The sequence below is a fragment of the Streptomyces sp. NPDC058653 genome (assembly GCF_042716895.1).
Taxonomy (GTDB): domain Bacteria; phylum Actinomycetota; class Actinomycetes; order Streptomycetales; family Streptomycetaceae; genus Streptomyces.
On sequence record NZ_JBHXRM010000070.1, the window covers coordinates 1 to 26,506 of the forward strand.

The following is a 26,506-nucleotide window of genomic DNA, read 5'->3' on the forward strand; positions in this document are numbered from 1 at the left end:
GCCTCCCCGGCGGGCCGGGCTACCGGCCCCCTCGGGGGGGGGGGGGCCCTTGGCACTCGCCCCCGGCGCCCTACCCGGGGGCGCCCCCGCCCCCCGCCGGGGCGGGGGCCGGCCCCCCTCCCCCGCCCCCCCCCCCGGGACCGGGGGCCTTCCCGTCCACGGGAACCGGCCCCGGCGCCGCACCGGGCCCGGGCGCTCCCCCGCCCGGGCCTGGCGCCCCGCGCACCGTGCCGGGATGGCGGCGCGCCCTGCGCCCGTATCTGCTCATCGTGCCCGCCCTGCTGCTGACCGGCGGAATCCTCTACCCCTTCGGACTCGGTCTCTACTACACCGTGTTCGACTTCGCGGCGAGCAAACCGCGGCCGGACCTGGTGGGGCTGGAGAACTACCGGCGTATCTTCACCGACTCCTCCTTCTGGGACTCGGCGTGGGTGACGGTGCTGTACGCGGTCGGCGCCGCCGCCGTCGAGACCGTCCTCGGGGTCGCCGTGGCCCTGCTGCTGCACCGCTCCAGCCGGGTGGGCCGGGTGCTGGAGAAGGTCCTCATCCTGCCGCTGATGATCGCGCCGGTGATCGCCGCGATCATCTGGAAGCTGATGCTCCAGCCCTCGGTCGGAGTGGTGAACCATCTGCTGCGGCCGTTCGGGCTCGGTGATGTGCAGTGGACGGACACGCCGACGGGCGCGCTGCTGTCGTCGATCGCCGTGGACGTCTGGGTCTACACCCCGTTCGTCGCGATCCTCGCGCTGGCCGGGCTGCGCTCGCTTCCCACCTCGCCGTTCGAGGCGGCGGCGGTCGACGGCGCCTCCTGGTGGTTCACCTTCCGCAAGCTGACGATGCCGATGCTCTGGCCGTACGTCCTGGTGGCCGTGATCTTCCGGTTCATGGACTCGCTGAAGGTGTTCGACATCATCTACGCCCTGACGGAGGGCGGTCCGGGCGACTCGACGGTGGTGCTCCAGATCCGCGCGTATCTGGAGGCGATCCGCTTCCAGCGCTACTCGTTCGGACTGAGCTACATGATCGTGCTGTGGGCCGTGGTGTATCTGGCGGCGATGGTGCTGGTGCGCCATCTGGGCCGGATACAGAACCGGGCCGCGGAGGTGCCGAAATGACCGGGGGCCGGAAGGGGCGGAGGCCGAAGGGCGCCCTGAGGCGCCGGGCGCTCGCGATCGCCGCCGACGGGGCGCTGATCCTCTACTTCCTCTTCGCGCTCTTCCCCGTCGCCTGGATGGTGATCCTCTCCCTCAAGCCGGCGAACGAGCTGTTCAGCACGTACTTCTCGTTCGGTCCGACGCTGGACTCCTATCGGACGGTCCTCGGCGCGGGCGAGGACGAAGGGGTGCCGTTCCTGCGCTTCTTCGTCAACAGCCTGGTGGTGTCGCTGGGGGCGGTCGGGCTCTCCCTGGTGATCGGGCTGCCCGCCGCGTACGCCGCCGCGCGGTGGCGGTTCCGCGGCTCGGAGAATCTGATGTTCACGCTGCTGTCGTTCCGCTTCGCACCCGAACTGACCGTGATCATCCCGCTGTTCGTGCTCTACCAGCGGCTCGGGCTCTTCGACACGTACGTCGGCATGATCTGGGTCCTGCAACTGGTGACGCTGCCGCTGATCGTCTGGATCATGCGGTCGTACTTCGCGGATCTGTCGCCGGAGCTGGAGCAGGCCGCGCTGCTCGACGGCTACACCCGTAAGCAGGCGTTCTTCCGTGTGGCGCTGCCGCTGGTGAAGCCGGGTATCGCGGCCGTGTCCCTGCTGGCCTTCATCTTCGCGTGGAACAACTTCGTCTTCCCGCTGATCCTCACCTCCTCCGAGGCGCAGACGGTGACGGTGGGCGCGCTGTCGTTCCTCGGCGGCGACCGGCCCAAGTACAACCTGACGGCCGCCGCCGCGCTGGTGTCGGTGGTCCCGCCGCTGCTGCTGGCGCTGACGATCCAGCGGTATCTGGTGCGGGGGCTGTCGTTCGGGGCCGTGAAGTCATGAGCCCGGTCTCCTCCTCGACGTCGATCGCGCTGCGGGGCGTCCACAAGTCGTACGGCCGCGCCACCGCGCTGGACGGCATCGAACTGGACGTCGCCGACGGCGAGTTCTTCTGTCTGCTCGGGCCGTCCGGCGCGGGCAAGACGACCACCCTCAAGACGGTCGCCGGGCTGGCGGAACCCGACTCCGGGACCGTCGAGCTGGGGGGCCGGGACATGACGGGCGTGGAGCCGTACGACCGAGGCGTGGCCATGTGCTTCGAGTCGTACGCGCTCTATCCGCACCGCTCCGCCTACGACAACCTGGCCTCGCCGCTGCGCTCGCCGAAGTACCGGCTGCCCGCCGCCGAGGCCCGCCAGCGCATCCACACCATCGCCGAACTCCTCGGTATCGAGGGGCTGTTGGACCGTTCCGTCGGCGCTCTGTCGAACGGGCAGCGGCAGCGGGTGGCGCTCGGCCGGGTGCTCGTACGGCCCGCCCGCGCGTTCCTCCTGGACGAGCCGCTCTCCCATCTCGACGCCAAACTCCGCCAGTCGATGCGCGCCGAGCTGAAGGCGATCGGCGAGGTCCGGCACACCACCACCCTGTATGTGACGCACGATTCGGTGGAGGCGCTGGCTCTCGGCGACCGGATCGGGGTGATCAGGGACGGGCGGATCACACAGACCGGGATCCGCGAGGAGATCTGGCACCGGCCGTACGACACGTTCGTCGCCCGTGCCTTCGGGCGTCCGCTGATCAATCTGCTGCCGGGGACGGTGACGGCGGACGGGCGTTTCGGTTCGGCGGAGGGCGGCTTCCGGCTGCCGGTGGAGGTACCGGCGGCGCCGGGCACGGCGGTGCAGCTGGGCGTACGGCCCAGGGACATCACGCTGGGCGCGGGCGCCGACGGCGCGGCGGAGCTGACCGGCACCGTCTATGTCACCGAGGTCCTCGGCCGCGCCACCGAGGTCACCGTCCGGCTCGGCTCCCGGCACCTGTCGCTGGTCGCCCCGCGCGCCGCCGCCGCCGGCCTGCGCGTGGACGATCCCGTGCGGCTCTCCGTACGGCCTGAGAACCTGCTCCTGTTCGAGGCCGACCGGCCGGAGCGTCCAGGACGAAGGATCAGCCCATGAGCACCCAGCAGCAGCGCGGCCCCGCCGCGCGCCAGGCGGCGATAGCCGAGTACGTCCTCGCCCGGGGCGAGGGCACCGCCGCCGAGCTGGCAGGACGCTTCGACGTCAGCCTGATGACCATCCACCGCGATCTGGACGAGCTCGAACGGCAGGGCATCGTAAGGAAGTTCAGGGGCGGAGTGACCGCGCAGCCGTCCGGTGTCTTCGAGTCGAACGTCGCCTTCCGGCTCAAGGCCATGCACGAGGAGAAGGCGGCCGTCGCCCGGCACGCGCTGACCCTCGTCGAGCCCGGCATGGCGGTGATGCTGGACGACTCGACGTCCACCCTGGAGATCGCGCGCCGGCTCGGCCCCATCACCCCGCTCACCGTCGTCACCAACTTCCTGGAGGCGATCAACCTGCTGTCCGGGGAGCGCGGCATCCATCTGATGGCGCTCGGCGGTGACTACGACCCGCTCCACTCCTCCTTCCTCGGTGTCTCCTGCGTCGAGGCCGTGCAGTCCCTCCAGGTCGACATCTGCTTCACCTCCACCTCGGCCGTCTCCGGCGGTTTCGCCTACCACCAGGAGCAGCACATCGTGTCCGTGAAGCGCGCGATGCTCGGCTCGGCGGCCAGGAACGTCCTGCTGCTCGACCACTCCAAGCTGGGCCGGGTCGCCCTGCACCGGCTGGCCCCGCTCTCCGCCTTCGATCTGGTGCTCGTGGACGCCGGCGCCTCCCCGGAGGCGCTGCGCGACCTGGACGAGCACAAGGTCCCCTACCAGGTCTGCGAGGTGGGCGGTGACTGAACTGGCTCTGCGGCGGCTGCGGAAGACCTACGCGGCGCGCGGCCGTCCTCCCGTGGAGGCGGTGCGCGGTATCGACATCGAGCTGCGCTCCGGCGAACTCCTCGGGCTGCTCGGCCCGTCCGGCTGCGGCAAGTCCACGACGCTGAGGATGATCGCCGGTCTGGAGTCCGTCACCGGCGGCGACATCCTGGTCGGCGGGAACTCCGTCGTCCGCCTGCCTGCGCGGGAGCGCAACATCGGGGTCGCCTTCGAGAACTACGCGCTCTACCCCCCGCTGACCGTCGCGGAGAATCTCGGTTTCGGCCTCGCCGCCCGCCGACTGTACGGGGGCGGGGAACGGGCGCGGCGCGTCGCCGACATGGCGGAGCGGATCGGTATCACCGATCTGCTCGCCGCCCGGCCCGCCGGTCTGTCGAGCGGGCAGAAGCAGCGCGTGGCGCTGGCCAGGGCGCTGATCCGGGAACCGGACGTACTGCTGCTGGACGAGCCGCTGTCCCATCTGGACGCCGCCCAACGCGACACGACCCGCCGTGAACTGAAGCGGATCCAGGGGGACTTGGGCCATACGACGATCCTCGTCACACACGACCAGGAGGAGGCGCTGTCGCTGGCCGACCGGATCGCGGTCATGCGGGACGGTGTGATCCAGCAGGTCGGCACCCCGTTCGAGATCTACGACGCCCCGGCGAATGTGTTCGTCGCCGACTTCGTGGGGGAGCCGGCGATCAATCTGCTGCCGGGCACGGTGGCGGCCGACGGACGGGTGCGGCTCGCGGAGGCGGTGCGGTTCCCGTGCCCGCCGGGCGCCCCCGTCGGCCGCCGGGTGGTGCTCGGCATCCGTCCGGAGGACCTGCGGCTGACCCGGGAGGGTGAGACCGGACCCGGGACGGGGGAAACCGGCCCGCGCGGGGAGCCGGGCGAGGGCGTACGGGCTACGGTCAGCGCCCATGAGCCGCTCCTGGAGTCCGGAATCGCCACGCTCACGCTCGACGGCGTCGCGGAACCCCTCGTCGTGGAGACCGGCCCGGGGACACGCCTTGACCGGGGCGACACCGTGCGCGTCACCGCCGACCCGCAGCACACGCACGTGTTCGACGCCGAGACAGGAGATGCCCTGACGTGAAGATCCTCGCCGCCGGTGACCACTTCGTCCTCAACTCCCTGATCACCGAGGCCCTGCGGCGCGATGTCGCGGGCCCGGCCGAGATCACCGAACTCACCCTCCCCTGGCCGCTGACGCCCTTCGGCGAGGTCGCCGAGGTCCATGAGGCCAACGACTGCGAGGACGCGCTGATCGAGGCCCTGGACGGGGTCGAGGTCTGTGTGACCCAGATGGGTCCCTTCACCGAACGGGTGCTGGCCGCCTCGCCCGCGCTGCGGATGGTCGCGGTGTGCCGGGGCGGCCCGGTCAACGTCAACGTCGAGGCGGCCCGCGCGCGGGGCGTGAAGGTCTGCTTCGCGCCGGGGCGCAACGCGGCGGCCACCGCCGAGTTCACCGTCGGGATGATGCTCGCCGCCCTGCGGCGGATTCCGCAGGCGCACAACTCCCTGGCCCTGGACGGGGAGTGGGACGCCACGCACTACACCTACGAGCGCTGCGGGCCCGAGTTGGAGGACACCCCCGTGGGGCTGATCGGTTACGGCGCGGTCGGCAGCCGGGTCGCCCGGGTGCTGACGGCGTTCGGCGCCGAGGTGGAGGTGTACGACCCGTATGTACGCGGCGATGTGCACGGCATGCGGGCCAAGTCGCTCAAGGCGCTGCTGTCCCGGTCGAGCGTCGTCACCCTGCACGCCCGGCTCACCCCGGAGACCCAAGGGCTGATGGGGGCGGCCGAACTCGCGCGGATGCCGCGGGGATCGGCCCTGGTGAACGTGGCGCGCGGCGGGCTGCTCGACACGGAGGCGCTGTGCGACGCGCTCGACAGCGGGCAGCTCGCGACGGCGGCGCTCGACACGTACGAGCAGGAGCCGCTGCCGGCCGGCTCCCGGCTGCGCCGCACCCCGAATCTGCTGCTGACCCCGCATCTGGGCGGGGCGAGCAGGGCGGTGGCGCGGAAGGCGGCGCGAATCGCGGCGGCGGAGGTGGCGCGCCACGCCAGGGGCGAGCCGCCGGCGCACTGCCTGACCTGAGCCCGGGACCGACCGCCCGGGACCGACCCGCTGGGGAGCGACCCGCCCGACGGACTTGAGGAGAGCGTGATGTACGTCGGTATCGATGTCGGCACGTCCACGGTGAAGGCCGCGGCCTTCGACGCCGGGGGCAACGCGCTGGCCGTCGAGGCCCGCCCGGTGCGCCTGGACATCCACGGGGGCCATGTCGAGCAGGACATGGAGGAGGTGTACGGCGCGGTCGTCGACGCGCTCGACACGCTCACCGCGGCGCTGACCGGGCCGGTCGAGCTGGCGGGGCTCACCGGTCAGGGCGACGGGGTCTGGCTGGTCGACGCGGAGGGGCGCCCGGTGCGGCCCGCGATCTCCTGGATGGACGGCAGGGCCCATGAGTTCGTGGACGCGTGGCTGGCGTCCGGTGTCTTCGACTCGGTGTTCCGGCGCAGCGGCAGCGCGATGTTCCCCGGCTGCCCGGGGCCCGTGCTGGCCTGGCTGGAGCGTCATGAGCCGGCGGCGCTGGATGCGGCGGAGGCGGCGCTGTACTGCAAGGACATGGTCTTCCAGCGGCTGACCGGGGTGCGGGCGACGGATGTCTCGGACGCGTCGATGCCGTTCCTGGACCCGGGGACACGCGCGTACTCCCCCGAGGTGCTCGCGGAGTTGGGGCTCACGCGCCGGGCGCCGCTGCTGGCCCCGGTCAGCGATCCGATCGCGACCGGTGAGCTGCCCTCGGGCGTACGGATCGCCAACGGGCCCTACGACCTGGCGGCCAGCGCGCTGGGCGCGGGGGTCACCGAGCCGGGCGACGGGCTGCTCATCATCGGCACCTGTCTGGCCTCGCTCGTCGCGACGGACCGGCTCGATCTGGACGGGGAGCCGGGCGGGCTGCACATCTCGACGGACCGGCCGGGGCACTGGCTGAGGGCGATGCCCGCGATGGTCGGGACGGCCGCGCTCGACTGGGTGCTGACGACGACCGGCACGGGGCACGCGGACGTGGACGCGCTGCTCGACGCCGTGGAGCCTGGCGCGGGGGGCGTCCGGGTGCTGCCCTACTTCGCGCCGTCCGGCGAGCGCGCGCCGTTCGTGGACCCGGCGCTGCGGGCCGAACTGACGGGCGTCTCGCTGGAGTCGACGCCGGCCGATCTGATCCGGGCCACCTGCGAGGGCATCGCGTACGCCGCCCGCCACTGTCTGGAGGCGGCGGGGCTGACGGGCACCCTGGCGGTCTGCGGGGGCGGCACGCGCAGCCCCGCGTGGACGCGGCTGTTCGCCGATGTGCTGGGCAGACCGCTGCGGATCGTGGAGGGCGAGGTGGGTGCCCGTGGCGCGGTCCTCGCGTCGGCCGCGCGCCACGGGGTCCCGCTGGATGTCGCCGCGTGGACGGCCCCGACGGCGGTGGTGGACCCGGATCCGGAGCGGGCGGCGTACTACGCGAAGGGGTACGAGGACCATCTGGCCCGGCTGGGGGCGGCGCGGCGCCGGAGCGGTACGGCTGCGGCCCCCACGCGATCAGCTAACTGAGGGGAAGTCGAAGTAGGTGTCCGGGTAGGGCTCGTCCTTCAGCGTGTAGTGCCACCACTCGCACGCGTACGCGCCGAAGCCGCAGGCGTCCATGACCGTACGGAGGCACTCACGGTTCCCCGCCTCGACCCCCGGTGATTCCCGGTGCCCCGTGGTGGGAGACGGCGTCCATCAGGTCGTGGCCGCCGCCCATGGGCGCGAGTTCGCCGGTGGCCAGATGGAAGCGCGTCAGATCGACGGTGCCACCCCTGCTGTGGCCCGATCTGGCGGCCACGTATCCCTTGTGGAACATCTCGGCCCTGCCGATGTTCGGATAGTCCGTGCGCACCGGTGGGCCGAGCCGGATCGCGAACGCGCCCGCCGCCTTGAGATGGGCCGCCAGCGGGTCGAGCCAGGCGCCGATGCCCCCGCTCCAGCCGAGGGACTCGCTGCGCCACTCGGTCTTGACCTGGCCCCACGCCGGGGTCCGGAGGAAGCTGACGGACCGCTTCGCGCGTACGAACGCGAGGTGCTCGGCGGCGCTGATCGGCCCGACGGTCAGACCCGCGCCGATCCGCGGCCAGGCCGCCGGGGGCCGGGCCGCTGTTCCCGCTCGTTCACTGGAGGACATGGCTCCAGCCAAGGCGGTGCGGTGTTGCCCGTACGTATGCGGTTTTCGATACGCCGACGATACGCACCCGCTCGTAGCATCGACCGCATGCGTGTGCTGATCGTCGAGGACGAGCCCTACCTGGCAGAAGCCGTCCGCGACGGTCTGCGCCTCGAAGCGATCGCCGCCGACATCGCGGGCGACGGCCACACCGCACTGGAGCTGCTGGCCGGCAACACCTACGACATCGCCGTCCTCGACCGCGACATCCCGGGGCCCTCCGGCGACGAGATCGCCACCCGCATCGTCACCTCCGGCACCGGCATGCCCATCCTGATGCTCACCGCCGCCGACCGCCTCGACGACAAGGTCACCGGCTTCGGACTCGGCGCCGACGACTACCTCACCAAGCCCTTCGAGCTCCGTGAGCTGGTGCTCAGGCTCCGGGCGCTCGACCGCAGGCGCGCACACAGCAGGCCGCCGGTCCGGGAGATCGCGGGGCTGCGGGTGGATCCGTTCCGCAGGGAGGTCTACCGGGACAACCGCTACGTCGCGCTGACCCGGAAGCAGTTCGCGGTACTGGAAGTCCTCGTCGCCGCCGAAGGCGGAGTGGTCAGCGCCGAGGACCTGCTGGAACGGGCGTGGGACGAGAACGCCGACCCCTTCACCAACGCCGTACGCATCACCGTCTCCGCGCTGCGCAAGCGTCTCGGCGAACCGTGGATCATCGCCACCGTGCCGGGCGTCGGCTACCGCATCCACACACCGCGCGAGGCCGGACACGAGGGAGGCGACCATGAATAGGCGGCCCGGTCTGAGCGTGCGCGTCAAACTCACCCTGAGTTACGCCGGGTTCCTCATGCTCGCGGGTGCCCTGCTGCTCGCCGCCATCGGAGCCTTCCTCCTGCGGGAGGGGTGGTTGCAGACCAACGAGGCGGGGTCCTGGAGAGCGAGTCCGGGCACCACCTTCGTGCGGGGTTTCGCCCCGACGGCCGCCGGGGTCATGGTGTTCCTCCTGGTGTTCGGCCTCCTGGGCGGGTGGATCCTCGCCGGCCGTATGCTCGCCCCCCTGACCCGCATCACCGACGCCACCCGCATGGCCACGAACGGATCGCTCTCCCACCGGATCCGGCTGCCGGGCCGCAGGGACGAGTTCCGTGAACTCGCCGACGGCTTCGACACGATGCTCACCCGGCTCGAAGCCCACGTCGCCGAACAGCGAAGATTCGCGGCCAACGCCTCGCACGAGCTGCGCACCCCTCTCGCCGTCTCGAAGTCGCTGCTGGACGTGGCCCACAACGATCCGACCCTGGAGCCCGGCAGACTCGTCGAGCGCCTGCGCGCGGTCAACACCCGCGCGATCGATCTCACCGAGGCGCTTCTCGTGCTCAGCCGCGCCGAGCAGAGGTCCTTCACGGGAGAACATGTCGACCTGTCCCTCCTCATGGAAGAGGCCACCGAGACACTGCTCCCGCTCGCCGAGAAGCGCGGTGTCACCATCGAGACCTCCGGTGACATCGCCCCGGCCTTCGGGTCGCAGGCGCTCCTGCTGCAACTGACCACGAACCTCGTCCACAACGCGATCGTCCACAACCTTCCCCACCGGGGCACCGTGTGGGTCAACACCGGCGTCCACCGCGCGACCGTGGTCCTCACCGTCGAGAACACCGGCGGGAGGCTCGCCCCGGAGCTGGTCCCGACCCTGACCGAACCCTTCCGGCGCGGCACCGAACGCGTGCACACCGACCACGCCGGGACGGGCCTCGGCCTCGCCATCGTCAACACCATCACGCACGCGCACGACGGGAGCCTCACCCTCGCCCCGCGCTCCGCCGGCGGGCTCCGTATCACGGTCGAGCTGCCCCGCACCGGCGCCGGGAGCTGAGACGGCGGACCGCGGTCCTCACGGGCACGGTGAGTCGCGGGCAGGGTGAACGGGCCGTGTCCACCCGTCGCACAGCCGGTGAATCCGGCGTGCACCGCGCCAACTCGGGCCGCCCGCACGCCTATCGTGCTGCCGCCGACCTTCACGAGCCCGACGAGGGAGACCCGTATGTCCGTACAGCCCAGACGCCGCGCCCTGCTGCTCGCGGCCGGTGCCGCGACCGCCGCCACCGCCGTGGGGGCCGCCGGCGCGATACCCGCCGCTGCCGCGTCGCGCCCCGGCCGGCCGGTCGTCATCGGGCACCGGGGCGCCGCGGGGTGGCGGCCCGAGCACACGGCGGCGGCGTACACCTACGCCGTGCAGACGGGCGCCGACTGGATCGAGCCCGATCTCGTGCCGACCAAGGACCACGTCCTGGTCGTACGGCACGAGAACGAGATCTCGCAGACGACGGACATCGCCGCGCACCCGGAGTTCGCGGACCGGCGTACGACGAAGACGGTCGACGGGCGGCCGGTGACGGGCTGGTTCACCGAGGACTTCACGCTGGCCGAGCTGAAGACCCTGCGGGCGGTCGAGCGGCTCCCGCTGATCCGTAACCGCAACACCGTCTTCGACGGCCGCGAGCCCGTGATGACCTTCGAGGAGGTGGTGAAACTGGCGCGCGAGCTGTCCCGGCGCCACCGCCGCCGGATCGCGGTCTTCCCGGAGACCAAGCACCCCACGTACTTCCGCTCGATCGGGCTGCCCCTGGAGCCGGCGCTGGCGCGGATCGTGCGGCGCTACCGGCTGGACGGCGACGAGTGCGTCGTCCAGTCGTTCGAGCCGAGCAGTCTCGCGGCGTTCGCCGAGGAGCGGCTGCGGCTGCCGCTCTGGCAGGCGCTGGGCACGACGGGCGCGCCGTACGACCTGGTCGCGGCGGGTGACCCCACGACGTACAAGGACATGATGACGCCGGAGGGGCTGCGGAGGATCGCGCGGTACGCGGACTGGATCGGCCCGGACAAGTCCTCGGTCGTGGAGCCGTTCACCCTTCTGGTGGACGCGCACCGGGCGGGTCTGAAGGTGGGCGCGTACACCTTCCGCGCGGAGAACCAGTACCTGCCGGCCCAGTTCCGGCGGGGCACGGACCCCAACGAGTTCGGTGACGCCTTCGCCGAGTACGCGCTGCACTTCGGCCGTGGCGTCGACGCGGTGGTGACGGACTACCCCGACATCGCGGCGATGGCGCGGGACGCGGCGGAGGAGAGTCACTAGAGCCCGCGGAGACCCGGAGACCCGGGTCCGGCGCCTGATCACCGGCGAGCCCTCTTGCTGTTAGCGTGCAGTTGCATAGGATGTGCAATAAGCGGCAGGAGGGCTCGCCCATGGCCATCTACACACTCCCCGAACTCCCCTACGACTACGCGGCGCTCGAACCGGTCATCAATCCGCAGATCATCGAGCTGCACCACGACAAGCACCACGCCGCGTACGTGAAGGGGGCGAACGACACCCTGGAGCAGCTGGACGAGGCACGCGACAAGGGATCGTGGGGCGCGATCAACGGACTCCAGAAGAGCCTCGCGTTCCATCTCTCCGGCCATGTCCTGCACTCGATCTACTGGCACAACATGACGGGCGACAACGGCGGCGGCGAGCCGCTGGCGGCCGACGGTGTCGGTGACCTCGCCGACGCGATCACCGAGTCGTTCGGCTCCTTCGCCGGCTTCAAGGCGCAGCTGACGAAGGCCGCGGCCACCACGCAGGGCTCGGGCTGGGGCGTCCTGGCGTACGAGCCGCTGAGCGGCCGGCTGATCGTGGAGCAGATCTACGACCACCAGGGCAACGTGGGGCAGGGATCGGTGCCGGTCCTGGTCTTCGACGCCTGGGAGCACGCCTTCTACCTCCAGTACAGGAACCAGAAGGTGGACTTCATCGAGGCGATGTGGCGCGTCGTGAACTGGCAGGACGTGGCGAGTCGTTACACAGCGGCGAAGGAGCGGGACGACGTCCTGCTGCTGGCCCCGTGACGGCACCCTGACAGGACCCGGCCGCCCCCGATAGGCGTCTGCTCGTGATCGTCTTCTCAGCCTTCACCTGCGGACGGAATGACGGAGGACCCCCGCGAGGACCTGACTCGCGGGGGTCCTTCCGTGTGCCGCCGGCCGGCGGGGGCGCGCCGGGCGGCGGGAGCGGGGAGAGGAAAGGGAATCAGTCGAAGATCGGGCCCTGCGTGCGGGTCCGCTTGATCTCGTAGAAGCCGGGGATCGAGGCGACCATCAGCGTGCCGTCCCAGAGCCTCGCCGCCTCCTCGCCCTTGGGCGCGGGGGTGACGACCGGGCCGAAGAAGGCGATCTGCTCGCCGTCCGAGCCGGGCACCGCGATCACCGGGGTGCCGACCTCCTGGCCGACCTTGTCTATGCCCTCCTTGTGGGAAGCGCGCAGCTCGGTGTCGTAGGTGTCCTTGGACGCGTATTCGATGAGGTCGGCCGGCAGACCGACGTCCGCCAGCGCCGCCGCGACGGTCTCAAGGCCGCTGCCCTCGCCCGCGTTGTGGAAGCGGGTGCCGAGCGCGGTGTAGAGCTTGCCGACGACCTCGTCGCCGTGCAGCTGCTGGGCGGCGATCACGACGCGGACCGGACCCCAGGCGGCCTTCATGCCCTCCCGGTACTGCTCGGGAAGCTCGTCGAGCTTGTCCTCGTTCAGTACGGCCAGGCTCATCACATGCCAGCTGACCTCGACGTCCCTGACCTTCTCCACCTCCAGCATCCAGCGGGAGGTCATCCAGGCCCAGGGACAGATCGGGTCGAACCAGAAGTCGACCGGCGTCCTGGCAGTGGTCTCACTCATGGGTACGTCTCTCCTCAGCACAAGGGGTGCGGTTCGGCGATAGGCAACGTATCCGCAACGCCACCGGCCGCCGCCCGCATTCCCCGGGCACGTTCGCCGGAGACCCCGTGGGAGAATTCGAGCCGTTGCAGACAAAAACACGCACACGAAGGAGTGCCCGTGCCCGGTGAGAATCTGTCCCGCGACGAGGCCCGCGAGCGGGCCGAGCTGCTGTCCGTCGACCGGTACGAGGTCAGCCTCGACCTGCGTTCGGCGGTCGGTGAGGCGCCGGACGGAGTGCCGGGGGCGGTGCGCACCTTCCGCTCCGTGACGACGATCCACTTCCGCTCGGCGCGGCCGGGCGTCGCCATGTTCGCCGATCTGGTGGCGCCGAGTGTGACCTCGGTGACACTGAACGGGCGCCCCCTGGACCCGTCCGTCGTCTTCGACGGCTCACGGATCGCGCTGTTCGGGCTGGCCGCCGAGAACGTCCTGGTCGTCGACGCGCAGTGCGCCTACAGCCGTACGGGCGAGGGCATGCACCGCTTCGTCGACCCGGAGGACGGCGAGGTCTATCTCTACACGCAGTACGAGCCCGCCGACGCGCGCCGTGTCTTCGCCACCTTCGAACAGCCCGATCTGAAGGCGCCGTTCAGCTTCGAGGTGACCGCGCCCGAGGGCTGGACGGTGTGGAGCAACGGCGCGGCGACGGGGTCCGCCGGCGGTGTGTGGACGTTCGCCGAGACCAGGCCGATCCCGACGTACATCACGGCCGTCGTGGCGGGGCCGTACCACCACGTCACCGATGTGTACCGGCGTGCGCTCCCCGACGGCTCCACGCTGGAGATCCCGCTCGGCGCGCTCTGCCGCAAGGGTCTCGCCCGGCACTTCGACGCCGACGACATCTTCCTGGTGACCAAGCAGGGCCTGGACTTCTTCCACGACAACTTCGACTATCCGTACCCCTTCGGGAAGTACGACCAGGCGTTCGTGCCGGAGTACAACATCGGCGCGATGGAGAACCCGGGCTGTGTGACCTTCCGCGAGGACTACGTCTTCCGGGGCAAGGTCACCCAGGCGTCGTACGAGCGCAGGGCGAACGTCATCCTGCACGAGATGGCGCACATGTGGTTCGGCGATCTCGTGACGATGCGCTGGTGGGACGATCTGTGGCTGAAGGAGTCGTTCGCCGACTTCATGGGCGCGCTGTCGCTGGCGGAGGCGACGCGCTTCACCAACGCGTGGGTCACCTTCGCCAACAACCGCAAGTCATGGGCGTACCGCGCCGACCAGCTGCCCTCCACGCATCCGATCACGGCCGACATCCGTGATCTGGAGGACGCGAAGCTCAACTTCGACGGCATCACCTACGCCAAGGGCGCGTCGGTGCTGAAGCAACTCGTGGCGTACGTGGGGCGCGAGGCGTTCCTGGAGGGCGCCCGGCGCTACTTCAAGCGGCACGCGTACGGGAACACCCGCCTCGGCGATCTGCTGTCGGTGCTGGAGGAGACGTCGGGGCGCGACATGACGTCGTGGTCGCGCTCCTGGCTGGAGACGGCGGGCGTCAACTCCCTGACCCCGGCGGTGACATACGACGCGTCGGGCCGGGTGACGGAGCTGGCCGTGCTCCAGGAGGCCGCCGCCTCGCACCCCGAGCTCCGCCCCCACCGGGTGGCCGTCGGGCTGTACCGCCGCGAGAGCGTCGACGCGGAGCTGGTCCGATACGGGCGCGCCGAGGTCGACGTCGACGGGCCGCGTACGGTCGTCGCGGAGCTGGCCGGGTCCGAGCGGCCCGATCTGATCCTGGTCAACGACGAGGACCTGACGTACTGCAAGATCCGTTTCGACGAGGGCTCGCTGGAGACGCTGCGCGCGCACCTCGGTGAACTCTCCGACCCGCTGGCGCGGGCGCTGTGCTGGTCGGCGCTGTGGAATCTGACGCGTGACGGGCTGATGCCCGCGCGGGACTTCATCGCCCTGGTGCTGCGGTTCGCCGGGCGCGAGTCGGACATCGGTGTGCTCCAGATGCTGCACGCCTGGGCGCTGGGCGCGCTGATCCACTACGCGGCGCCGGAATGGCGCGAGGAGGGCGCGGGGCTGCTCGCGGAGGGCGCGCTGCGCGAGCTGCGGCAGGCCGGGCCGGGCAGCCAGCACCAGCTGACCTGGGCGCGGTTCTTCGCGTCGACGGCCACGTCGGACGCCGACTTCCAGCTCCTGCGGAGTCTGCTCGCCGACACCGCGAAGATCGACGGCCTCGATGTCGACCAGGAGCTGCGCTGGAGCCTGCTGCGTCCGCTGGCGGCGCACGGGCTGGCCGACGAGTCCGTCATCGCGGCGGAGCTGGCCCGGGACGACACCGCGTCCGGCAGGCGCCATCAGGTCCGCTGTCTGGCCGCGCGGCCGTCGGAGGAGGTCAAGGCGGCGGCGTGGGCGGACGTCGTCGACTCCGACGCCCTGTCGAACGCGCTCGTGGAGGCGACGATCGCGGGCTTCGCGCAGCCGGGCCAGCGGCGGTTGACGGCGCCGTACGCGGAGAAGTACTTCGAGGTGATCGAGCGCGTATGGGCCGAGCGCTCGATCCAGATCGGCATGGACGTGGTGCGGGGTCTCTATCCGAGCCTCCAGGACCGGGAGGAGACGGTGCGTGCCACGGACGACTGGCTCGCGGCGCACCCGGACGCCCCACCGGCCCTGCGCCGTCTGGTACTTGAGGCCCGGGACGATCTGACGCGCGCGTTGACGGCCCAGGCGTGCGACGCGGCCTCGGCGCGGGCGTAGGGCCCGAGGCGGGGCGTGTCCGAAAACGCCCCGCCTGATCGGCATTCGAACGTCCGTACTTTAGGACGGGCTTGTCCGGATTTGTCGACGGACTCGTAACAGCGGTTAGCGGGCGGTCCGTTCACGGGGAAACCCCGGACATGAACAACTCCTCCACTTCCTGCGGCGGCGAAACCCCCTCCCCGCTCTTCCCCCGCCCCCTCAGCCACCTCGGCGGCGCGCGGCGGCGTGTCCTGTCCGCCGCGCAGTTGCGCGAGCACGGTGTCAGCGCGGCCCGCGCCGCCGCGCGTTGCGGGCCCGGGGGTCCCTGGCAGCAGTTGCTGCCCGGGGTGTTCCTGCTCCACCAGGGCCCGCCGACGAGCGAGGAACGGCTGCGCGGGGCGCTGCTGTACGCGGAGCGCCGCCCGGCCTCCGGGGTGCCGCGCGCGAACGTCCCGGCCCAGCCCGCGAACCGGCCGGCCTCCGGCCGCCCCTCCCCTGACAGCGCCATGATCACCGGCCTCGCGGCCCTCACCCTGCACGGCTTCTCGTCGGCGCCCGCGCTCACCTCGCTCGACCACCTCGACGTCCTGGTCCCGCGCACCCGGCGGCTGCGGTCCACGGGCTGCGTCCGGATCGTCCGCGCGCACACGCTGCCCGCCGCCGAGGAGGTCACCGGCCTCCCCGTGGCGCCGGTCGCCCGCGCCCTGGCCGACGCGGTCGCCGGGCTCACCGACCCGGCGGCCGTACGCCGGATGCTCACGGAGGCGGTGCGGTACGGGCACTGTGAAGCGGGCTCCGTGGTACGGGAGTTGAGCCAGGCCAGGCTGCTGTCCCGGCCGCATGTCGTGGACGCCGTCGACTCGCTGCTCGCCGCCGGCCGGGCGCTCGCCGAGGGGCGGCTCTACGAGATGGTGCGTACGCACGGACTCCCCGACCCGGTCTGGAACGTCGATCTGCGCCTGCCCGGCGGCCCGCTTCTCGGGGGCCTCGACGCCTACTGGCCCGACCACGCGGTGGCGGTCGAACTGGACGCCCGCGCACCGCGTCACGGCAGGACGCCCGAGGACGAGGCGGAGTGGTCGGAGTGCGCCCGTAGGCGCGAGCGGTTGGAGCGGCTGGGCATCACCGTCGTCCATCTGACGCCCCGCAAGCTGCGCGACGCGCCGGAGTTGCAGGCGACGGTGGTCCGGACGGCCCTGCTCGCCTCGGCCGACCGCGAGCCCCCGGCGCGGGTGATCGTGCTGCCGAGGTGAGGGGCGGGGCGCGAGAGCGGGGGAAGGAGCCCGGATATCGGGTGGTTGGTCCTCGTTGGCGGAACAGGCGCGGTGGCGGATGTACGCCACCGCCGGTTCCCTGCACTGACAGCTCTCCACAAACCCTGGTCATTTACGCAAAGCTGAGCGGTCATCCGGTACCGAATTCCGGACTGTCTCTTTCACAACCAGGGATGCTGATGACCTCCGAATCCGAGAGTTCCATATCCGGTCCGAGACGCGTGGCTCGGGTCGCCGCCGCCACGGGTCTCGCGGCCGCGCTGATAGCCGGCGCCGCGCTGCCTGTCTTCGCCGCTCCGGCCGCCGACGACCCGGCCGCCTCCGCACCTGTGAAACCCGCCAAGTCCGCCACCGAGAAGCTCGGTTCGGCCGACGTCGACCTGCTCGACAAGGCCGTCGCCGAGGGCGAGAAGAACGTCACCGTCATGGTGGCCACGGCACCCGGCCAGACCGAGCAGGTCTCCGGCCAGTTCGACGCCGTGTCCGGCGCCGTGGTCGGCAAGACGTACGACCAGCTCGGTTACGTACGGGCCACCCTGCCCACCGGCAAGGCCGAGGCCGCGCTCAAGGCGGCCGGGAAGCTCTCCTCCGTCCACGGCATCGACCTCAAGCACGAGATCGAGCTGGACGACCCGACGCCCGCCGCCGACACGGTGAAGGGCGCCGCGAAGGCCGTGGGCGCCGAGGCCGCCCCCGCGCCCGGCAAGAACACCCCGGCGAAGAACCCGTACAACCCGTCCTTCGAGACCGGTGCGGTGGACTTCGTCAAGGAGAACCCGAAGGCCGACGGCCGCGGGGTCACCATCGGCATCCTGGACTCCGGCATCGACCTGGGTCACCCGTCGCTCCAGAAGACCACCACCGGCGAGCGCAAGATCGTCGACTGGGTCACGGCGACCGACCCGGTCTCCGACGGTGACGGCACCTGGCGTCAGATGCAGCTCGACGTCAAGGGCCCCTCGTTCACGGTCAACAACCGCACCTACTCGGCCCCCGCGGGGAACTACAAGTTCAACCTGTTCTCCGAGGCCGCCACGCGCGGCGGCGACATGGCCGGGGACCTGAACCGGGACGGCGACACCACCGACGTGTGGGCGATGCTGTACGACGCGGGCACCCGCACCGTACGCGTCGACCTGAACAACGACGCCAAGTTCGGCAACGACACGATCATGAAGCCGTACAGGAACGGCTTCCAGGTCGGCTACTTCGGCGAGGACAACCCGAAGACCGAGATCGTCGAGCGCATCCCGTTCGTCGTCGAGGTCCGCGAGGACGTCGTCTACAACTCCGCGGGCGCCCGGGCCGACTACGTCAACATCGGCGTCATCGAGGGCTCGCACGGCACCCACGTGGCCGGTATCACCGCGGCCAACAGCCTGTTCGGCGGCAAGATGAACGGCGCGGCGCCCGGCGCCCAGCTGGTCTCCTCGCGCGCCTGCACCTGGAGCGGCGGCTGCACCAACATCGCCCTCACCGAGGGCATGGCCGACCTCGTCATCGAGCGCGGCGTGGACATCGTCAACATGTCCATCGGCGGACTGCCCGGTCTCAACGACGGCAACAACGCGCGCGCCGAGCTCTACAACCGGCTCATCGACACCTACGGCGTCCAGCTCGTGATCTCCGCGGGCAACGACGGTCCGGGCACCAACACCATCAGCGACCCGGCCGTCGCCGACAAGGTCATCTCGGTGGGCGCCTCGATCTCCAAGGAGACCTGGGCGGCGAACTACGGCTCGGTCACCACGGTCGACTACGACATGATGCCGTTCTCCGCCCGCGGTCCCCGTGAGGACGGTGGCTTCGCGCCGATCATCTCGGCCCCCGGCGCCGCCATCAACACCACGCAGACCTGGTTCCCCGGCGGCCCCGTCGCCGAGGCCGGCTACCAGCTGCCGCCCGGCTACTCGATGCTCCAGGGCACCTCGATGGCCTCCCCGCAGGCGACCGGCGCGAGCGCGCTGCTGCTCTCGGCCGCCAAGCAGAAGGGGATCGAGCTCACCCCCGCGAAGCTGCGGACGGCGCTCACCTCCACCGCCACCAAGATCGCCGGCAAGAAGGCCCACGAGCAGGGCGCGGGCCTCATCGACGTCGTCGGCGCGTGGGACGCGATCCAGGACGGCGCCAAGGCCAACGAGTACGCGGTCAAGGCCCCGGTCGACACCTCGATCGACTTCGCGCTGAAGACCCCGGGCTTCGGCACCGGTCTGTACGACCGTGAGGGCGGCCTCCAGGCCGGCAAGAGCCGGACGTACGACGTCACCATCACCCGCACCACCGGCCCCAACAAGCTGGTGGAGCACCAGCTCAGCTGGAAGTACAACGACGGCACCTTCAAGCTGCTGAGCGGCAAGAAGGTCAAGCTGCCGAAGAACAAGGCGGTCACCGTCACCGTGCAGGCCAAGCCCGACCAGGCCGGCACGCACAGCGCGATCCTCGAACTGGACGACCGTTCCAGCACCGGTGTGGACAAGCAGATCCTCACCACCGTGGTCGTCTCCAAGAAGCTGGCGAAGCCCGCCTTCGGGTACTCGTCGCTGGGCTCGGTCGAGCGCAACGGCACCGAGTCGTACTTCGTCACCGTCCCCGAGGGCGCCAAGACCCTCGAGGTCGCGCTCGGCGGACTCGCGGAGGGCAGCCAGACCCGCTTCATCAGCCTCCACCCGCAGGGTGTGCAGATGGAGGACAGCTCGACGATCTTCTGCTACCCGAACTACGTGAACCCGGCCAACACCTGCCGTCCGGACCTGCGTTCGTACACGGACCCGACGCCGGGCGTCTGGGAGATCGAGGTCGAGGCGCGCCGTACGTCGCCGCTGCTGAACAACCCGTTCAAGCTGGACGTCACCGTGCTCGGTGCCTCGTTCGACCCGGCGGTCACCACGCTCCCCGAGGCCAAGATCGGTACGCCGACCCCGGTCGAGTGGAGTGTCACCAACGGGTTCGCCGCCATCGACGGCAAGCTCGCGGGCGGCTCGCTCGGCTCGGCGAAGGTCGACCGGCCCTCGATCGGCCAGGGCGAGGAGAAGGAGACGACCGTCACCCTCGGTGCGGGCGTCGAGAAGCTCGACGTGGCCATCGGCGGCGTCTCGGACGCGTCGGCGGACCTGGACCTCGCGGTCTTCAGGGACGGCGTGCTGGTCGGCCAGGCGGCCGACGGCGACTCCGAGGAGGCCGTGAGCCTGGTCAACCCGGCGGCCGGTGAGTACACCTTCGTGGTGGCCGGCTACTCGGTTCCGGCCGGGACCACCGAGTACGACTACCGCGACGTCTTCTACTCGGCCTCGCTCGGTGAGGTCACGGTCGGCGACGTCCCGGTGAAGCTCGCCAACGGCGCGTCGGCGGAGGTCTCCGCCGAGGTGACGGTGGCCGGCGCCGCTCCGGAGGGCCGACAGTTCTTCGGTGAGGTCCAGCTGCTGAACGCGCGCGGTACCGCCGCGGGCACCGGCAGTGTCGTGATCGAGAAGGTCCTGCCGTAACGGCGGATCCCGTTCGTACGTGAGGACTCACCTGAGGACTCGCGTGTGGACCCGTACGTAGGGAGGGGGCGGGCGTCCGGACGGGCGCCCGCCCCTTACGTGTGTCCGGTCCCGCTCCCCGGCCCGTGCCCCCGTTGGGGTGTGACCCAGACCGCACCCGTCCCGACCAGCGGAATGGATTGGACAAGGCGGGCTCGGGGAGACGCATCATGGACGCGGCACCCGGGCCGCGTGTACGTACGGAGGAGTCCCTGTGAAGGTCGGAATCGTCGGAGCCACCGGTCAGGTCGGCACAGTCATGCGCACCATCCTGGCCGAGCGGAACTTCCCGGCCGACGAGCTGCGGCTGTTCGCCTCAGCACGCTCGGCGGGCTCCACCCTCCAGTGGCGGGGCAAGCCGGTCACCGTCGAGGACGCGTCGACCGCCGACTACACCGGGCTGGACATCGTGCTCTTCTCCGCGGGCGGCGCGACGTCCAAGGCGCTCGCCGAGAAGGTGGCGTCCCAGGGCCCCGTCGTGATCGACAACTCGTCCGCCTGGCGCCGGCACCCCGAGGTCCCGCTGGTGGTCTCCGAGGTCAACCCGCACGCGATCGCCGACCGCCCCAAGGGCATCATCGCCAACCCGAACTGCACCACGATGGCCGCGATGCCCGTGCTGCGCCCCCTGCACGACGAGGCGGGTCTCGTCGCGCTCGTCGCCACCACCTACCAGGCCGTGTCCGGCTCCGGGCTCGCGGGCGTCGCGGAACTGCACGACCAGGCCCGCAAGGTCGTCGAGACGGCCGACCGGCTGACGTTCGACGGCGACGCCGTGGAATTCCCCGAGCCGGGCGTCTACAAGCGCCCGATCGCCTTCAACGTGCTGCCGCTCGCGGGCTCGATCGTGGACGACGGCTCCTTCGAGACGGACGAGGAGCAGAAGCTCCGCAACGAGTCCCGCAAGATCCTGGAGATCCCGGAGCTGAAGGTCTCCGGGACCTGTGTGCGGGTGCCGGTCTTCTCCGGGCACTCCCTCCAGGTCAATGCCCGTTTCGCGCGGCCGATCAGCGTGGAGCGCGCGTACGAGGTGCTGAAGGACGCCCCCGGCGTCGAGCTGTCCGAGATCCCGACGCCCCTCCAGGCCGCGGGCCGGGACGCCTCCTACGTGGGCCGCCTGCGCCGGGACGAGACGGTGGAGAACGGTCTGGCGCTGTTCGTGTCGAACGACAACCTGCGCAAGGGCGCGGCGCTGAACGCGGTGCAGATCGCGGAGCTGGTCGCCGCCGAACCGCGCGGCTGACCCCGCCTCCGCGCCGGGGCGCGGGGCGCGGGGCGCGGGGCGCGGGGCGCGGGGCCTCAGCGGCGTACCTCGAAGTGGAAGCAGCCGTACTCCACCGCCCGGACATGGACGAGGGCCACCTCCGGATCCGCGAAGGCCTCGGCGAACGCCTCGTCGAAGGGCTCGTCCAGGGCCTCCGCGCCGGGAAGCTCCAGCAGCCGGCCGCCGACGATATGCCCCTCGGCGTCGTAGCGCCGTACGGTGCGCAGCGCCCCGGGCCTGCCGAAGGGGTAGCCGGTCGCGTCGGCGGCCGGTCCTCCGCACTCGTCGGCGTGGATGAAGACGGGGCCCTGCTCGTCGTAGGCGCCGGGTTTGGCCCACGTCTCGGCGGCCCAGCGGCGCAGCGGCGCGTACGAGACGAGTACGAGCCGTTCGCCGGTGCGGCTGGGGCGCAGGCAGCAGCGCAGCGGGGCGCCGCCCTCGGTGTCGGTGAACGGGGCGCGGGTGGCCCCCGCGTCGTCGCTCTCGCGGAGTTCCTTCAGTACGGCGGGCCCGATCGCCCGGGCGATGTGCTGTGTCATACGCCGAGCATCACGTCCCGGCACGGCGTTGACCGGCGGTTATCGGACGTCGCGGTGGCGCCGGGCGCGACGGGATCAACTCCGGGCGGCGGACCGGGTCCCCATGGAAGGATGGGGCCAAAACGTACCGATCCGAGGAGATGGCCGGGTGCCTGGCACAAATCTGACCCGTGAAGAGGCGCAGCAGCGGGCGCGCCTCCTCACCGTTGACTCGTACGAGATCGACCTCGATCTCAGCGGCGCGCAGGAGGGCGGGACCTACCGTTCCGTCACGACCGTACGCTTCGAGAGCGCGGAAGGCGGGGCGGAGACCTTCATCGACCTGGTGGCGCCCGCCGTCCACGAGGTGGTGCTGAACGGCAAGGAGCTCGACGTCGCCTCGGTCTTCCGGGACTCGCGCATCGCGCTGCACCAGCTGCGGGAGGGCGCGAACGAGCTGACGGTGACCGCGGACTGCGAGTACACCAACACCGGTGAGGGGCTGCACCGGTTCGTCGACCCGGTCGACCAGCAGGCCTATCTGTACACGCAGTTCGAGGTGCCGGACGCGCGGCGCGTGTTCGCCTCGTTCGAGCAGCCGGACCTGAAGGCGACGTTCCGGTTCACGGTGACGGCCCCCGAGGGCTGGACCGTCGTCTCGAACTCGCCGACGCCGGAGCCCGAGGGCGCCGTGTGGCGCTTCGAGCCGACGCCGCGGATCTCGACGTACATCACCGCGCTGATCGTCGGCCCGTACCACGCGGTCCACAGCACCTACGAGAAGGACGGACGGTCGGTGCCGCTCGGCGTCTACTGCCGGCCCTCGCTGGCCGAGTACCTGGACGCGGACGCGATCTTCGAGGTCACCCGGCTGGGCTTCGAGTGGTTCGAGGAGAAGTTCGACTACGCGTACCCCTTCGAGAAGTACGACCAGCTCTTCGTGCCCGAGTTCAACGCGGGCGCGATGGAGAACGCGGGCGCGGTCACCATCCGCGACCAGTACGTCTTCCGGTCGAAGGTGACGGACGCCGCGTACGAGACGCGTGCGGAGACGATCCTGCACGAGCTGGCGCACATGTGGTTCGGCGACCTGGTCACCATGGAGTGGTGGAACGACCTGTGGCTGAACGAGTCGTTCGCGACGTACACCTCGATCGCCTGCCTCGCGCACGCGCCGGGGTCGCGGTGGCCGCAGTCGTGGACGACGTTCGCCAACTCCATGAAGACGTGGGCGTACCGGCAGGACCAGCTCCCGTCGACGCACCCGATCATGGCGGAGATCACCGACCTGGACGACGTGCTGGTCAACTTCGACGGGATCACGTACGCGAAGGGGGCGTCCGTCCTCAAGCAGCTCGTGGCGTACGTCGGCCAGGACGAGTTCTTCCGGGGCGTACAGGCGTACTTCAAGGCGCACGCGTTCGGGAACACCCGCCTCTCGGATCTGCTCGGCGCGCTGGAGGAGACCTCCGGCCGTGATCTGAAGACCTGGTCGAAGGCGTGGCTGGAGACGGCCGGCATCAACATCCTGCGGCCGGAGATCGAGCTGGACGAGGCGGGGCACGTGGTCTCGCTCGCCGTACGGCAGGAGGCGCCCGCGCTGCCCCCGGGCGCGAAGGGCACGCCGGTGCTGCGTCCGCACCGCATCGCGATCGGCTGCTACGACCTGGACGACGACGGCAGGCTGGTCCGCGGCAGCCGGATCGAGCTGGACGTCGAGGGCGAGCTGACACGGGTGCCGTTCCCCGAGAACACGCCCCGGCCCGCGGTCATCCTGCTCAACGACGACGACCTGTCGTACGCGAAGGTCCGCCTCGACGAGGAGTCGCTGCGGGTCGTCACCGCGCACCTCGGGGACTTCACCGAGTCGCTGCCGCGCGCGCTGAGCTGGGCTTCGGCGTGGGACATGACGCGGGACGGCGAGCTCGCCACGCGCGACTACCTGGCGCTGGCGCTCTCGGGCATCTCCAAGGAGACGGACATCGGCGTCGTGCAGTCGCTGCACCGCCAGGTGAAGCTGGCGCTCGACCTGTACGCGGCGCCGGAGTGGCGCGAGGCGGGGCTCACGCAGTGGACGGAGGCGACGCTGGCGCATCTGCGGACGGCGGAGCCGGCCGGCGACCACCAGCTCGCGTGGGCCCGCGCCTTCGCGGCGACGGCCCGTACTCCGCAGCAACTGGACCTGCTCCAGGGGCTGTTGGACGGTTCGGAGTCGATCGAGGGTCTGGCCGTCGACACCGAGCTGCGCTGGGCGTTCGTCGGACGGCTGGCGGCGGTCGGGGTGTTCGACGAGGACGAGATCGCTGCCGAGTACGAGCGTGACCGCACCGCCGCCGGTGAGCGGCACGCCGCGTCGGCCCGCGCGGCGCGGCCGACCCCCGAGGCGAAGGCCGAGGCCTGGGCCTCGGTCGTGGAGTCCGACAAGCTCCCGAACGCGCTCCAGGAAGCGGTCATCGGCGGGTTCGTCCAGACGGACCAGCAGGAACTGCTCGCGCCGTACACGGAGAAGTACTTCGCGGCGGTCAAGGACGTGTGGGACTCGCGCAGCCACGAGATGGCGCAGCAGATCGCGCTGGGTCTCTACCCCGCGCTCCAGGTCTCGCAGTCGACCCTGGACGCGACGGACGCCTGGCTGGCCTCGGCCTCCCCGAACGCGGCCCTGCGCCGTCTGATGTCGGAGTCCCGGGCGGGCGTGGAACGCGCGCTGCGCGCCCAGGCGGCCGACGGGGCGGCGGGCTGACGACGCGCTGAGGGGCGGGGGCGGTCTCCTCGGAGGCCGCCCCCGGCTTCTCTCCCGGCCGCCGACGGCCGGTAGCCGTCGTGCGTACCACTCAGCCGTCCTGGGCCCACCGGCGAAGCTCCGCGACGGCGTCCTCGCGGTCGGCGGGCGGCAGGCCGTCGATCGTGACGTGGTGGTTGCCGCCCGGCACCCAGAGCACGCGCCCGCCCCTCGGGCAGGGCCGGAAAGCCTCCGCGACCGACGGGTCCTCGGTGCCGTTGACGAAGAGCAGGCGGCTCCCGCGCCGTCGTACCCAGCTGTCGATGTCGGGCATGGCCTCGGCGTCGAAGCGCAGCGGGATGTCGCGCGGCACGAAACTGCGGGGCTCGACGGCGTCCGGGTACCGCAGGAGTCCGTCCAGATGGCCGGTGGGGACGCTCAGATAGCCCATCTGCGTGCCCAGTTGGTACCAGTACGGGATGAAGTCCCGGGCCGTGGAGTCGGCGTAGACGGGCAGGGCGGCGATCTGCTCCAACCAGGCGTAGAGCGCGTCGGTGGAGGCGTCCGGCCCCGGGACGGCGGCGGCGTCCGCGGCGGTGCGGTTCTGCCAGAACATGAACGGCACGCGCAGGACGGCGATCTCCAGCGCCTTGTCGGCGCCGCCGATGACGCGGAAGGTGTCCTGCGCGGCGGCGGCCCAGGCCTCGTAGCGGGCGACCAGTTCGGCGCGGCGCAGCAGCATCTCGCGCTGCGCGGTCCTCAGGGCGTCGCGGGCTTCACCGGTGCCCACCGTGTGCTCCAGGAACCGTACGTAGGCGGAGTCCTCGCGGTCGTCGACATTGTTCGGGGCGGAGTAGGCGACAGTGCCGTCCACGTCGTGGGGGTGGAAGCGGCGGTGGTAGACGCTGGCCATCCCGCCCTTGCTGCCGCCGGTGGAGATCCATCGGCGGGAGTACAGCCGGCGGAGGAGGCCGGTCACCCGGTGGTGGTCGTCGGCCGCCTGACGGATCGTCAGATGGGTGAGGTCGCCGGCCGTGGGACGCGAGGTGCCGAAGAAGCGGTGCTCGACGCCGATCTGGTTGGCGCCCAGCAGGATGGCGGGTTCGGTCCGCCGGGGCACGAGCGGCACGTCGTATCCGGTGCTGAACAGGACGGTGGGCCGGTCGACTCCGGTGTGGAGCAGGGTGAGGCGCTGCTCGAACGTCCCGCCCCCGGGGTCGCCGTGGTAGACCGGTTGCCGCAGGCCGAGTACGAAGAAGCGGTACCCGGGCTCGGCCCCCGGCCGTTCCTCGACGATCCGCAGTCCCGGAAGCGCGCGCAGGGCGTCCACGATGTCGCCGCCGTCGCCGCCCGTGCGACCGCGGGTCGCGGCCCGCGCGGGTGCGGCGGCCGGGCCGGCCACGGTGGCCACGGCCGTCGCCGACGCGGCCGCGGCGGTGGAGGTGAGCAGACGTCGTCTCGTGAGGAGGCGCATACGGGGTCCTTTCCGGTTGCCGGTTCGCCCAGTACACCGGCGCGCGGCTCCCGGAAGATCCCGCACGCGGGGGACTCCTCTCCCCCGGCCGGGGGAGCCCCGCCCATGGAGCGGGCGGGATCACCCGGTGCGCGGAGGCTCGGGCAGACAGAAAGGCGCCGCACGGCACACCTGTGC

Annotated in this window: 19 protein-coding genes and 2 pseudogenes; 16 read left to right on the forward strand and 5 right to left on the reverse strand. The window is 71.3% G+C overall.

The genetic code is table 11. The annotated features are described in order from the left end of the window. Nucleotides 1–227: 227 nt before the first annotated feature. The 7 genes from ACFWU9_RS34845 to ACFWU9_RS34875 all read left to right on the forward strand — a co-directional run bounded on the left by ACFWU9_RS34845 (nt 228) and on the right by ACFWU9_RS34875 (nt 7,514). The gene (locus ACFWU9_RS34845; RefSeq protein WP_384325094.1) at nt 228–1,115 is read left to right on the forward strand and encodes a carbohydrate ABC transporter permease; all 888 of its coding nucleotides are present in this window, start codon (nt 228–230) and stop codon (nt 1,113–1,115) included. Then, a complete protein-coding gene (locus ACFWU9_RS34850; RefSeq protein ID WP_384325095.1) occupies nt 1,112–1,981 on the forward strand; it encodes a carbohydrate ABC transporter permease in 870 nt (289 codons plus the stop codon). Before ACFWU9_RS34845 ends, ACFWU9_RS34850 begins: the two co-directional genes overlap by 4 nt. Beyond that, on the forward strand, nt 1,978–3,093 hold the full coding sequence (locus tag ACFWU9_RS34855) for an ABC transporter ATP-binding protein (protein ID WP_384325096.1): 1,116 nt from the start codon (nt 1,978–1,980) through the stop codon (nt 3,091–3,093). The genes ACFWU9_RS34850 and ACFWU9_RS34855 overlap by 4 nt, the downstream gene beginning before the upstream one ends. Beyond that, on the forward strand, nt 3,090–3,881 hold the full coding sequence (locus tag ACFWU9_RS34860) for a DeoR/GlpR family DNA-binding transcription regulator (protein WP_384325097.1): 792 nt from the start codon (nt 3,090–3,092) through the stop codon (nt 3,879–3,881). The genes ACFWU9_RS34855 and ACFWU9_RS34860 overlap by 4 nt, the downstream gene beginning before the upstream one ends. Beyond that, on the forward strand, nt 3,874–5,004 hold the full coding sequence (locus ACFWU9_RS34865) for an ABC transporter ATP-binding protein (protein WP_384325098.1): 1,131 nt from the start codon (nt 3,874–3,876) through the stop codon (nt 5,002–5,004). Before ACFWU9_RS34860 ends, ACFWU9_RS34865 begins: the two co-directional genes overlap by 8 nt. Next, nucleotides 5,001–6,011, forward strand: coding sequence for a 2-hydroxyacid dehydrogenase (locus ACFWU9_RS34870; RefSeq protein ID WP_384325099.1), 1,011 nt, complete (start codon nt 5,001–5,003; stop codon nt 6,009–6,011). Before ACFWU9_RS34865 ends, ACFWU9_RS34870 begins: the two co-directional genes overlap by 4 nt. Before the next feature lie 69 nt (nt 6,012–6,080). Beyond that, nucleotides 6,081–7,514 carry an FGGY family carbohydrate kinase gene (locus ACFWU9_RS34875; protein ID WP_384325100.1) on the forward strand — a complete coding sequence of 478 codons (1,434 nt, stop codon included), beginning with the start codon at nt 6,081–6,083 and terminating at the stop codon, nt 7,512–7,514. On the opposite strand, the pseudogene ACFWU9_RS34880 reads toward ACFWU9_RS34875, so the two are convergent. Beyond that, nucleotides 7,503–7,830, reverse strand: a pseudogene (locus ACFWU9_RS34880) (M15 family metallopeptidase); the annotation flags it as partial. The gene ACFWU9_RS34875 and the pseudogene ACFWU9_RS34880 overlap by 12 nt on opposite strands. Further along, nucleotides 7,831–8,124 (reverse strand): annotated as a pseudogene (locus ACFWU9_RS34885) (peptidoglycan bridge formation protein FemAB); the annotation flags it as partial. 87 nt (nt 8,125–8,211) lie between these two features. Between ACFWU9_RS34885 and ACFWU9_RS34890 the strand changes: the two are divergent. The 4 genes from ACFWU9_RS34890 (at nt 8,212) to ACFWU9_RS34905 (ending at nt 12,000) form a co-directional block, all read left to right on the forward strand. After that, complete coding sequence (locus ACFWU9_RS34890) at nt 8,212–8,907, forward strand: response regulator transcription factor (protein WP_384325101.1); 696 nt, start codon at nt 8,212–8,214, stop codon at nt 8,905–8,907. Then, nucleotides 8,900–9,988, forward strand: a complete 1,089-nt coding sequence (locus ACFWU9_RS34895; protein WP_384325102.1) for a sensor histidine kinase — start codon at nt 8,900–8,902, stop codon at nt 9,986–9,988. Before ACFWU9_RS34890 ends, ACFWU9_RS34895 begins: the two co-directional genes overlap by 8 nt. A gap of 168 nt (nt 9,989–10,156) precedes the next feature. Beyond that, nucleotides 10,157–11,245, forward strand: a complete 1,089-nt coding sequence (locus ACFWU9_RS34900; protein WP_384325103.1) for a glycerophosphodiester phosphodiesterase family protein — start codon at nt 10,157–10,159, stop codon at nt 11,243–11,245. Between the two features lie 110 nt (nt 11,246–11,355). Then, nucleotides 11,356–12,000 carry a superoxide dismutase gene (locus tag ACFWU9_RS34905; protein ID WP_384325104.1) on the forward strand — a complete coding sequence of 215 codons (645 nt, stop codon included), beginning with the start codon at nt 11,356–11,358 and terminating at the stop codon, nt 11,998–12,000. 181 nt (nt 12,001–12,181) lie between these two features. Here the strand turns inward: ACFWU9_RS34905 and ACFWU9_RS34910 are convergent, their stop codons facing one another. Continuing rightward, entirely contained in the window at nt 12,182–12,820 is a 639-nt protein-coding gene (locus ACFWU9_RS34910) for a DsbA family protein (RefSeq protein WP_384325105.1), read from the reverse strand. Nucleotides 12,821–12,979: 159 nt separating this feature from the next. On the opposite strand from ACFWU9_RS34910, the gene pepN (ACFWU9_RS34915) reads away from it, so the two are divergent. The 4 genes from pepN (ACFWU9_RS34915) (at nt 12,980) to ACFWU9_RS34930 (ending at nt 21,597) form a co-directional block, all read left to right on the forward strand. Then, nucleotides 12,980–15,577, forward strand: a complete 2,598-nt coding sequence (gene pepN / locus ACFWU9_RS34915; protein WP_384325106.1) for an aminopeptidase N — start codon at nt 12,980–12,982, stop codon at nt 15,575–15,577. A 140-nt stretch (nt 15,578–15,717) separates the two neighbouring features. Next, the gene (locus tag ACFWU9_RS34920) at nt 15,718–16,812 is read left to right on the forward strand and encodes a hypothetical protein (RefSeq protein ID WP_384325107.1); all 1,095 of its coding nucleotides are present in this window, start codon (nt 15,718–15,720) and stop codon (nt 16,810–16,812) included. A gap of 194 nt (nt 16,813–17,006) precedes the next feature. After that, nucleotides 17,007–20,315, forward strand: coding sequence for a S8 family serine peptidase (locus tag ACFWU9_RS34925; RefSeq protein ID WP_384325108.1), 3,309 nt, complete (start codon nt 17,007–17,009; stop codon nt 20,313–20,315). A gap of 253 nt (nt 20,316–20,568) precedes the next feature. Further along, nucleotides 20,569–21,597: an aspartate-semialdehyde dehydrogenase gene (locus tag ACFWU9_RS34930; RefSeq protein ID WP_384325109.1), complete on the forward strand. Its 1,029-nt coding sequence runs from the start codon at nt 20,569–20,571 to the stop codon at nt 21,595–21,597. A 56-nt stretch (nt 21,598–21,653) separates the two neighbouring features. Here ACFWU9_RS34930 and ACFWU9_RS34935 read toward each other — a convergent pair whose 3' ends face one another. Next, on the reverse strand, nt 21,654–22,157 hold the full coding sequence (locus ACFWU9_RS34935) for a DUF1203 domain-containing protein (RefSeq protein WP_384325110.1): 504 nt from the start codon (nt 22,155–22,157) through the stop codon (nt 21,654–21,656). Between the two features lie 148 nt (nt 22,158–22,305). Between ACFWU9_RS34935 and pepN (ACFWU9_RS34940) the strand changes: the two genes are divergently transcribed. Further along, a complete protein-coding gene (gene pepN / locus ACFWU9_RS34940) occupies nt 22,306–24,876 on the forward strand; it encodes an aminopeptidase N (protein ID WP_384325111.1) in 2,571 nt (856 codons plus the stop codon). A gap of 91 nt (nt 24,877–24,967) precedes the next feature. On the opposite strand, the gene ACFWU9_RS34945 is transcribed toward pepN (ACFWU9_RS34940), so the two are convergent. Beyond that, nucleotides 24,968–26,329, reverse strand: coding sequence for a S28 family serine protease (locus tag ACFWU9_RS34945; RefSeq protein WP_384325112.1), 1,362 nt, complete (start codon nt 26,327–26,329; stop codon nt 24,968–24,970). Between the last annotated feature and the right edge of the window lie 177 nt (nt 26,330–26,506).